This is a genomic window from Haloferax sulfurifontis (assembly GCF_014635105.1).
In the GTDB taxonomy this organism is placed as follows: domain Archaea; phylum Halobacteriota; class Halobacteria; order Halobacteriales; family Haloferacaceae; genus Haloferax; species Haloferax denitrificans.
The window spans coordinates 307369-316926 of sequence record NZ_BMCI01000006.1; the positions used below are offsets into that span (position 1 = coordinate 307369).

Genomic DNA, 9558 nt, shown 5'->3' on the forward strand with positions numbered 1-9558 from the left:
GTTAACAACTTATTTGTACGTCGGTCGAGTGTCGGAGGGTATGCCCACCGCAGACGACTACGGAATCAAGGCGACGATGACGAGCCATCGAATCCTCGATACGATACGGAGTCGCGACCGGCCGACGTTGACAGAGATCGCTCGGGCACTCGACCTCTCGAAACCGGCAGTCCACAAGCATCTTGCGACGCTCGAAACGCTGGGCTACGTCATGCGACGTGACGGGGGATACGAAATCGGACTCGAACTCGTGAGTTTCGGCGTCTACGCGAGGCGACGCCAGCGGATATACGAGGTCGCGCGGCCACAGGTGGTCGAACTGGCCAACAGCATGCGAGAGCAGGTCTGTTTGGTCGTTCCGGGACAGGGTAGCGAGTGGAACTGCCTCTACGTGTTCACGGCCGTGCCAGCGGATGTAGACACCCCGGACCAGGAAGGAGAGAGACGACCATTGCACGCGACAGCGGCCGGGAAGGTAATCCTCGCCAATATGGACAAAGACGAGGTCGCGGAGTTTCTCGACCACGACTCGCTCTCCTCGGAGACTGCGAATACGATTACCGAACGCAACGAATTGAAGTCCAAGCTCCAGGCGATTCGCGACCAAGGAGTCGCATACGACAGACAGGAGCAATCGGATGACTATCGCGGCGTCGCCGCACCAGTCCTCGACGACGATGGTCGCCCGCTGGGTGCGATTGAAGTCCTCGGCCCCCCTCCGAGAATGAGCGGAAAGCGTCTCGAAGAGGACACCGTCGGCTTGGTCGTCAGCGGAGCGAGGAACGTAGAGAATAAACTCTCGATCGACTGATGGGTTTTCCATTAGTTAACACTGCTCGGTACAGGAAGTAGAACTACGGATGCGGAAACTCGCGGGTGTATGCATAAAATCCGTGATTGAATCGGTGGTGGATAGAGAGTCGGGCCGTGGTCCGAGAGGATGTTTCCTAACCGTGAACAATAGTGGGCTATTTTTGCGCTTGGGACTGTGGGTTGCGCGGGAGCGGGACGGGATTTAATTACAAACATAGGCCTGTAATGGGATCTGTGAATTCGGCATCGAACCCGTGAACCGAGTGGGTAATTTCGACAGGTCGTTTGACGTAGTACTATTGTACTTTTCACACTGTACTATCGTCGCCACACGCGTGGCTTCGCACCCCAAGAATTATGTAACGGTCGACTCGCATGGGGCGGGTGTGGACCACGTTTCGATGAGATTTCGCTCGACGTGGGCAAGTCGACCGGTTAATCCTAACCGAACGGCTCAATCCAGATAGCCGTAGATACCAACGAGAAACACAGCGTCTGAGAGACCGTACTTCTCCGAGAGTCGGGAGAGAAACAGAGCGGTTTACCGATGCCATGTCGTCAAAGCAGTTCGACATCAAGAATTAGGTTCATCTCGATCATTATTGTATTATATAAGAAATACTCCTCGCCATTGATTTTGACAGCAGTCTCGCCGACTTGTTTTTACAACATATGTAGTCAGTAATGCGATTTTGGTGTACAATCTTTTCTATCTGGTGTTGTTCGAACCATATAATCCGTCGTTCACGGAGAAAATTCGGATATTCAGACGAGAGTGAAGAGCGACTCTATCCTCTCGCTCAGTACACTCTGTGGTTCATGTCTCCCGATTAATATTTCCCGGAAAACCACACCCAGTTGACGCGACTTTCGAGAAACTCGGGGTCAACGTAGGGTAGTCGGGAGTCGGCTCATCGCCGAGCAGACTCCACAAAGCGGTCGTTTCAGGCGCTCTGCGTATTCTCCGCGGACTCGCTCCCGCTCCCGCTCTCGCGGGTCGGTCGCTCGTCCATGTTGTGCGTACGGACCGCCGTTCGGAGACCAACCTCGGCGACGTTGCCGGCGTGTTCGGCCGTCCGTTCGAGCGCGTGGAGCGCGTGGGCGAATCGGTAGTCGACATCGGCGTCCGGGTTCGACTCCTCGAACAGTCGTCGCTCGACCTCCCCGACGCCCTCGCGGACCCGGTCTCTGGCCGTCAGCGCCTCCCGCGCCGCGTCGGGGTCCTCGCCGTCGAGCGCGACCTGCACCGCGGCGTCGAGCGCCTCGGGGACGAGCTCGGCGAGTTCGGACACCTCGTCGGCGACCGCGGGGGGAAGTGGGTCGGGCACCGCCGACGCGACGGCGGCGATTCGCTCGGCGTGGTCGGCGACGCGCTCTAACTCGCGGGCCGCGGTGTGGAGGCGGAACAGCTCCGGGCGCGTCTCGCCGAGGGCGTCCACCTCGTCGAGGCGGTCGAGCCCGCGGGTGAAGTGCCGGTCGACCATCGCGAAGAGGCGGTCGGCGCGGTCGTCGCGCTCCGCGAAGCCGTCGAGGGGGGCGGCACCGGTGAGCGCGGCGGTCGCGTCGCGGTGCATCGAGACGGCGACGAACTGGAGCTGTCGGACCGACTGGCGGATGGAGACCTCGTTCGCGTCGAGGACGTTCCGCACCGTGACCGACGCGTCCGACTCCTCCGTGATGGTCACGCCGACGAGGTTCCGGGCGACCCGCCTGACGGCCTGTCGCTGTGCGGCGTCGAACGTCCCGTCGGCCTCGACGACGACCTGTTTCGACCCGGCGGCGTACGCCGCCCGAAGCGTCTGTTCGAGGGCGTCGCCGGCGGCGTCGCCCCCGCCGTCCGCGTCACCCCCGCCGACGGTCACCGTGAACTGCATCGACGAGTCGTCTTCGCACTCGGGTGCCTGTACGACCAGCATCCCGTCGAGGTGCGTGTGGAGGTTGACGACGGTGCCGGCGGTGATTCCCTCGCCGTCCGCCCACTCTCTGGGGAGTGAGACGGTGAACGTCCCGTTGCTGACCTGCTGTATCTTGCGTGTCTCCATTGTGTTGGCGTGTCTGAAATCGTGTTGTCTGCGTGCCAGTTCCGCGGTGACGCCGATCCCGCCTCGGCGGGTGATTCGACTGACGAAAAGCGAGCGTCGCCGCCGACTGTCCGGCTTCGACGGCCGCAGGTCGTCGAGAACCGTCGTCACGTCGGGAAGTCGAAGTCGGCGCCGTCAGCGCGGGGACGCTCGGCGCGGGTCGGCGTCGGCTCGGGGGCGAATCCGAACGTTACCCGAACTTGCCGCTGATGTAGTCCTCGACGCGCTGGCTCTGGGGGTCCTCGAACACCTGGTCGGTGTCGCCGTACTCGACGAGTTCGCCGCCGGTGAGGAACACCGCCGTCTGGTCCGAGATGCGCGCGGCCTGTTGCATGTTGTGGGTGACGATGACGACCGTGTAGTCCTCCGCGAGGTCGTGGACGAGGTCCTCGATTTTCGAGGTCGCGATGGGGTCGAGCGCCGACGCCGGCTCGTCCATGAGGAGCACTTCGGGGTCGGTCGCCAGCGCGCGGGCGATGCAGAGCCGCTGTTGCTGGCCGCCGGAGAGGCCGAGGGCGTTGTCGTCGAGTCGGTCCTGTACCTCGTCCCACAGCGCCGCCTGCCGGAGGGAGCGCTCGACGAGTTCGTCGACCGCGTCGTCGTCGCTCCGGCCGAGCAGGTTGGCGAGCAGGCCGGTGTCGAGGTCGCCGTGCTTCCGCGGCCCGTAGGAGATGTTGTCCGCGATGGTCTTCGGGAACGGGTTCGGCGACTGGAACACCATGCCGACGCGCTTGCGCAGTTCCACGAGGTTGACGCCCTCCTGGTAGATCTCCTCGCCTTCGAGCCGGACCGAGCCGTCGATGCGCGCGGCCTTGATGCGGTCGTTCATCCGGTTGAGACACCGGAGGAACGTCGATTTCCCACAGCCCGAGGGGCCGATGAGCGCCGTGACGCTGTTCTCGGGAATCTCCATCGAGACCCCCTTCAGCGCGTGGTCGTCGCCGTAGTACACGTCGAGGTCGGAGACCGAGAGCTTCGCGTCGCCCTCGAACTCGTGTTCGACCCACGCGTCGCGGGTCCGCTCGCGCGTCTCGCCGCTCGTGACTTCGAGCGGCTGGTCGGTGCCGGCGCTCGCGCCGTCGGGTTCGCTGTCCGTCGTCGCCTGTGCGTCGTCCGCCGTCTGTCTGGTTTCACTCATGGTTACTCGTGCTGTAGTTTACTCCGGAAGTAGTACCGCGTCGCGATGCCGACCGCGTAGAAGCCCAAGACGACCACGAGCAGGATGAGCGCCGTCGCCCACCGGAACTCGTCGATAGCGCCGATGTTCGACGACTGTCCGACGCCCGCGGTGATAAGCGAGTAGAGCTGGTAGGGTAGCGCCGAGGTCGCCCGCATCAGTTCGGGGTTAGTCACGAACGGCGGGGCAAGCGAGAACTGGAAGCCGCCGACCACGTCGACCGTCTGACTGCCCGGCGGGGCGACGCTCCCCGACATCGTCAGGAGAATCGGGGCGGTCTCGCCCGCGATGCGGCCGACGCCGAGGATGATACCCGTGACGATGCCCGGAAGCGCCGCCGGGAGGACGATGCTCCGAATCGTCTGCCACTTCGTGACGCCGAGGGCGGCGCTCGCGTCGCGGTACTCGTCGGGGACCGCCAGCATCGACTCTCGACTCGTGATGACGACGAGCGGGAGGAGCATGAAGCCGAGCGTGAGCATCCCCGCGAGAAGCGACTTCTGGTTGCCGAGCCGGGGGACGAGGAACGCCAGTCCGAACAGTCCGAAGACGATGCTGGGCGTGCTCCACAGGCCGTTGGTGGCGACCTCGACGACCTGCGTGAAGCGCCCGCGGTCGGCGTACTCGGTGATGAAGACGGCCGCGCCGACGCCCAGCGGGACGGCGAACAGCACCGCCCCGATGACGAGCCAAATCGTGCCCGCGATGGCCGGGAGGACGCCGTTCACGTCGTTGAGGAGCGCGACGCCGTTCATCACGAACGGCCACGAGAGGGGAAGCGAGAACGTCACGCCGACGAGCGTCACTTCGGGGCCCGCGCCCGCGCCGAACGCGAGACCGTTGAACAGCCCCGGCAGGCCCTTCAGGACCGTGAACGCGACGAGGATGAACAGCACCGCGATGATGGAGAGGGCGTTCAGGTAGACGAGGACGTACGCGCCGATGTGGCGGCCGCGCGCGCCGAACCCGCCGTAGGCCTTCGCGGCGGCCCAGCCGACGAGCAGGGAACAAAAGCCCGTCAGGACCGGAATCGTGAACTCGGCGTTGAACGACGCCTGCTGTTCCCACCCGAGGTCCCACACCCACGACGGGCCGATGACGCCGGTGAGGAAGACGATGCCGGCGAACGCGGCGAGCGCGCCCGCGGGGAGCGTCGAGCCGATGTCCTCGCGGGGGAGCGCGCTCACCGCGAACGCGGCCCCGCCGGTGAGGAGCGACGCGGCGACCCACCCGGCCGTCCCGAGCCCGAGCGTCTGCGAGGCGACCAGCCCGCCGACGACGAACCAGACGAGCGCGAACGCGCCCGAGGCGACCAGTCCGGCGGTCGGTCTGGGGTCGGTGGCGACGTAGCCGAGTCGAGAGCCGACGCCGAAGCCGACGACGGCGAGGCCGAGGAGGACCAACAGCCCGCCGAGGAGTGCGACCATCGGCACGCCCGCGACGGGGTCGGTGATGGTCACGAGTTCGAACATCGCCGCGAGCGAGAGGGCGAAAAGCACCGCCGCCAGCCCCACCGCACCGGCGGCGACCGCCTCGGTCTCTGTGGTGTCTTCGCTGACGAGCGTGGATTCGGTCGCACCCGCCATCAGTCGGCACCTCCGAGCTTCTGGCGCATGCGCGCCTCGATGTACTGCGACCCGATGCTGAGGAACAGCACCGTGACGAACAGGATGACGCCCGCGACGAACAGCGCGGAGAGCTGGAGGCCGTCGGCGTCGCCGTAGTTCGCCGCGATGAGCGACGTGAGCGTGTCGTTACCGTAAAAGACGTTGTACAGCGGCTTCGTGAGGCCCGGACTGCCGCGGAGCATCACGGTCGCGGCCATCGTCTCGCCGATGGCGCGGCCCACGCCGAGGAGGACCGCGGCCGAGACGCCCGAAAAGGCCGCCGGCAGGGTGATGGAGGTCATCGTCTGCCAGTCGGTCGTGCCGAGGGCGAGCGAGCCGCTTTTCATCGATTCGGGGACGCTGTTGAGCGCGTCTTCTGCGACCGAGACGACCGTCGGGAGCGCCATCAGCCCGACGACGATACCGACGAAGAGGTACGTGCCCTGCCCGACGATGTCGAACTGGTCGGCCGCCCACGGGCTGAGGATGGTGAAGCCGATGAAGCCGTAGACGATGGAGGGGATGCCCGCCAGAATCTCGACGCCCGGCTTGACGACCTCGCGGACGGTCTTCGGCGCGATTTCGCTGAGGAAGAGCGCCGCGGCCACGCCCAGCGGGGCGGCGACGGCCGTCGCGATGATGGTGACGAGCACCGTCCCGTGAATCATCGGGACGAGCGAGTACCGAATCGGCGGCGTCACCGGACTCCAGCGCGTCTCGATGAAGAGCCGCAGGCCCGGAATCGGAATACCGAAGACGTTCACGGTCGCGTACTGCACGGTCGGCCACGCCTCCGCGAAGATGAAGACGAGGATGAGCCCGAGGACGAGGATGGTCGAGACCGTCGTCGTCAGCGTGAGCACGCGCGCTGTCAATTCTTGGTGTCTGAGCCAGCCGTAGCCCGTCGCGACGAGGAACACCGCAAACGGGACGGCCGTCAGCGACGAGACGGCCAGAAAGCCCGCGAACGCCGCGAGAAGCGACACCGCCGCGACCGTGACCGTGACGAGCGCGTCCGGCGGCGTCTCGTCGACGAAGTCGCGACCGCGCCGGAGCCCTCGCCGAGCCGCCGCTCGGAGGCCGGCACCGTCGGAGTCTGGAAGTACGTTCATGATTGGAGCGTCAATGAATGGAAAGAACGAGGTTCAGGAACCGCTACCGCGTCCGAGCCGCGTTACGCTTGGCTCGGAAGCTTGTCCTTCTCGGACTGAAGGTCCTTGTCAGGCAGTGGGATGTAGTTGTTGTCCTCGACGAACAGCTTCTGACCGAACGTGGTCAGGAACATGTTCATGAACGCGGCTTCGCGCATGTCCGTCCCGCTCGGGGTGTCCTCCGTGATGGTCGTGTACTGGTGGAGGTCGCGGTTCAGCGGGTAGGCGCTGTCGAAGATGGTGTGCTCCGCGCTCTTGTCCGGCGCGTAGAGCGTGCCCTCGAAGTCGATACCGACGGGGATGACTTCCGGACCGGTGAACGCGAGTGCCATGTACGCGATGGCACCGTCGTTCTGCTGGACGACGGTCGCGACCTGCTGGTTCTGGCCCTTCCGGGTGTCGACGCCCTCCATCGAGGCGTCGGCGCTCCCGAGCATGTTGAGGCGGAACGAAGTGTCCGTGCCGGAGCCTTCCGCGCGGCCGACCACGTAGATCTCTTGGTCGTGACCGCCGACTTCGCTCCAGTTGGTAATCTCGTTCTGGTAGATCTGGCGGACTTCTTCGCCGGTGAGCTCCGTGACACCCGCGTCGTGAACGTCCTTCGAGACGACGACGGGCTGGCCGTCGCGGCCGAGGACGTGGTCCACGTAGTTCGCGTCGCGCTCTTCTTCGCTGATGCCGAGTTCGGCCGTGATCGGGCCCGACGAGTTACCGATGTCGACGAGGCCGTCGCGGACGGACTTACAGCCCGTCCCGGAGTGGCTCAGGCCGATGGACGTTGCGAACGCGGGGTTCGCCTGCGTCTCGGTCGGCTCGAAGCCGTAGAGGGATGCGAAGTAGTCGGCCAGACGCATGTCCGGTGCGCCGAGTTCGTCCCAGCCGGGGACGGTAGATTCGTCGCTCGAACCCCAGTACTCGCCGTCGCTCGGCGGCGCGTTGGAGTTCCAATAGGAGCTCCCCTTGTTCGCAATGGGGTACACCGTCGAGGAACCCTCGGCGGTGAGCATCTGCGGCGCGCTCGATTCGCTCGTCTCCTCGGGGGTCGAGGTCGTGGTCTCCGGAGCGTCGGTCTCCTCTGCTTCGGTCGCCGGCGCGTCGGTCTCGGAGTTCGACTGCCCCGAACAACCCGCGAGCCCCGCGACACCCGCCGCACTCGACGCGACGAGGAACTGCCGACGTGATACGCTGCCTGCCAACTTCTTGGAATCTTGCGCCATCACGTGGTCAGACCCGGTTTTAAATAAAATGCGTTTATAATACTGGTTTAGTTCTATCAGAGTTCAACGTAACACTAAGAGACGAAATAGTTCGATATTAGCTCACACATCAGTACTGAGAACTATATACTCGAACGTAACCGAGACGACAGAAAATATAACGGGTCCCGAGATACGTACGGACGATGGCTCAGAAGGACGGAACCACAGGCTCCGAACGTATCATCGGTCTGTCTAAATCTGACGCGGCCGACCGCGTCGCGGACGCGGACGAGTCCCGAGACCCCGACGCCGTTCGGGCGGTGCTCAGTCACGTGACCGAAGACGGCGCGGTGACGGTCGACGGCGTCGACTCGGCGGTCACGGACACGTCGATGATTCTGTCGACCGCGGAGACCCGCGTCGAACTCGCGTCTATCGACCTCGACGACGCCCGCGAGGCCGCCGGCGACGACGCGGCCGTCGGTGCCGTTCGGTCCCGTCTCGACGTGTTCGAGGCGAAGGTCGCGAACGCGAACGACCGCGTCGAGTCGCTCGGCGAGGAGCTACAGGGGCTCTCCGACTGGCGCGACGACCCCCGGTCCGTCTACGACATCGTGCTCGGACTCCGGGAGGTCGCGTCCGAGTCGCAGGCGCTCACCGCGCACGCGGACGACATACAACTCGACATCGAGGAGTTCGAACGGTGGCTCTCGAACCACGACGTTCGCGTGCGCGGGCTCGACGGCGACGTGGCGGCGCTCGAACAGTCGCTCGACGGACTCGAAGACCGGGTCGAGGCAGTCGTCGACGCGGAGGGTTCCGCCGACGCCGAAGACGCCGAAGACGCCGACCGCGCGACCGAGTGGTGCAACGCCGCGCTCCGCGTCCGCGTCTCCGCCCTGTTGGTCGAGGACGTACGGGCCGAACTCGCCGACCTCCGGGAGTTGGCCCCCGAGTCGGACGCGGATACCGACGGTCTCGACGATGCCGCCGCCGCCCTCGACGACCTCGACGCCCGCGTACAGCGACTCCGCGAGCGCCTCGACGAACTCGCCCGACCGCCGTGGGCCGACGAGTACGGGGCGCGAATCGAGTCGTTCGAGGAGACGCTCGCCGCGTTCGAACCGCCGGTGTCGTGGGGCGCGGTGCAGGCCGAACTCGACGACGCTCGTGTCGGCGACGCCGAGTGACCCGAGCGCCGACCGCGCCGAACTGCTCCGCGAACACACATATCACTTCCGCTACGTAAATCGCGTTCAGCGAACGTACATATGTGTTCAGTCCCTCGGTCTAACTGCGAACACCAATGTCAGACTACGAACTTGACCCCCTCCCGTACGAGTACGACGCGCTTGAACCGCACATCTCCGAGCAGGTGCTGACGTGGCATCACGACACCCACCACCAGGGCTACGTCAACGGCTGGAACGCGGCCGAGGAGACCCTCGCCGACAACCGCGACGCGGGCGAGTTCGGCTCGTCCGCCGGCGCGCTCCGCAACGTCACGCACAACGGCTCCGGTCACATTCT

Annotated in this window: 7 protein-coding genes and 2 pseudogenes; 3 read left to right on the forward strand and 6 right to left on the reverse strand. The window is 65.1% G+C overall.

Annotated elements, in window-relative coordinates:
• Window positions 1-40: 40 nt before the first annotated feature.
• Window positions 41-811 carry an IclR family transcriptional regulator gene (locus tag IEV64_RS16785; RefSeq protein ID WP_188424592.1) on the forward strand — a complete coding sequence of 257 codons (771 nt, stop codon included), beginning with the start codon at window positions 41-43 and terminating at the stop codon, window positions 809-811.
• Window positions 812-1148: 337 nt separating this feature from the next.
• Here the strand turns inward: IEV64_RS16785 and IEV64_RS19880 are convergent.
• The 6 genes and pseudogenes from IEV64_RS19880 to IEV64_RS16810 form a co-directional block, all read right to left on the reverse strand.
• Window positions 1149-1470: pseudogene (locus IEV64_RS19880) on the reverse strand (transposase domain-containing protein); the annotation flags it as partial.
• 287 nt (window positions 1471-1757) lie between these two features.
• On the reverse strand, window positions 1758-2855 hold the full coding sequence (locus IEV64_RS16790; protein WP_188424594.1) for a phosphate uptake regulator PhoU: 1098 nt from the start codon (window positions 2853-2855) through the stop codon (window positions 1758-1760).
• 229 nt (window positions 2856-3084) lie between these two features.
• Window positions 3085-4032, reverse strand: coding sequence for a phosphate ABC transporter ATP-binding protein PstB (gene pstB / locus IEV64_RS16795; RefSeq protein ID WP_188424597.1), 948 nt, complete (start codon window positions 4030-4032; stop codon window positions 3085-3087).
• A 2-nt stretch (window positions 4033-4034) separates the two neighbouring features.
• Window positions 4035-5657: a phosphate ABC transporter permease PstA gene (gene pstA, locus IEV64_RS16800; RefSeq protein ID WP_188424599.1), complete on the reverse strand. Its 1623-nt coding sequence runs from the start codon at window positions 5655-5657 to the stop codon at window positions 4035-4037.
• Window positions 5657-6790 (reverse strand): phosphate ABC transporter permease subunit PstC, encoded by a 1134-nt coding sequence (gene pstC / locus IEV64_RS16805; protein ID WP_188424600.1) that lies wholly within the window; start codon window positions 6788-6790, stop codon window positions 5657-5659. The genes pstA and pstC overlap by 1 nt, the downstream gene beginning before the upstream one ends.
• 62 nt (window positions 6791-6852) lie before the next feature.
• Window positions 6853-8046: a PstS family phosphate ABC transporter substrate-binding protein gene (locus IEV64_RS16810; RefSeq protein WP_188424602.1), complete on the reverse strand. Its 1194-nt coding sequence runs from the start codon at window positions 8044-8046 to the stop codon at window positions 6853-6855.
• 185 nt (window positions 8047-8231) lie between these two features.
• Between IEV64_RS16810 and IEV64_RS16815 the strand changes: the two genes are divergently transcribed.
• On the forward strand, window positions 8232-9218 hold the full coding sequence (locus tag IEV64_RS16815) for a halo transducer protein (protein ID WP_188424604.1): 987 nt from the start codon (window positions 8232-8234) through the stop codon (window positions 9216-9218).
• A 116-nt stretch (window positions 9219-9334) separates the two neighbouring features.
• A pseudogene (sod, locus tag IEV64_RS16820) lies at window positions 9335-9558 on the forward strand (superoxide dismutase [Mn]); the annotation flags it as partial.

Bases quoted from the DNA above. Each gene is read 5' to 3' on its own strand.
- IEV64_RS16785 (WP_188424592.1), top strand. From the start codon at position 41: ATGCCCACCGCAGACGACTACGGAATCAAGGCGACGATGACGAGCCAT.
- IEV64_RS16790 (WP_188424594.1), bottom strand. From the start codon at position 2,855: ATGGAGACACGCAAGATACAGCAGGTCAGCAACGGGACGTTCACCGTC.
- pstB (WP_188424597.1), bottom strand. From the start codon at position 4,032: ATGAGTGAAACCAGACAGACGGCGGACGACGCACAGGCGACGACGGAC.
- pstA (WP_188424599.1), bottom strand. From the start codon at position 5,657: ATGGCGGGTGCGACCGAATCCACGCTCGTCAGCGAAGACACCACAGAG.
- pstC (WP_188424600.1), bottom strand. From the start codon at position 6,790: ATGAACGTACTTCCAGACTCCGACGGTGCCGGCCTCCGAGCGGCGGCT.
- IEV64_RS16810 (WP_188424602.1), bottom strand. From the start codon at position 8,046: ATGGCGCAAGATTCCAAGAAGTTGGCAGGCAGCGTATCACGTCGGCAG.
- IEV64_RS16815 (WP_188424604.1), top strand. From the start codon at position 8,232: ATGGCTCAGAAGGACGGAACCACAGGCTCCGAACGTATCATCGGTCTG.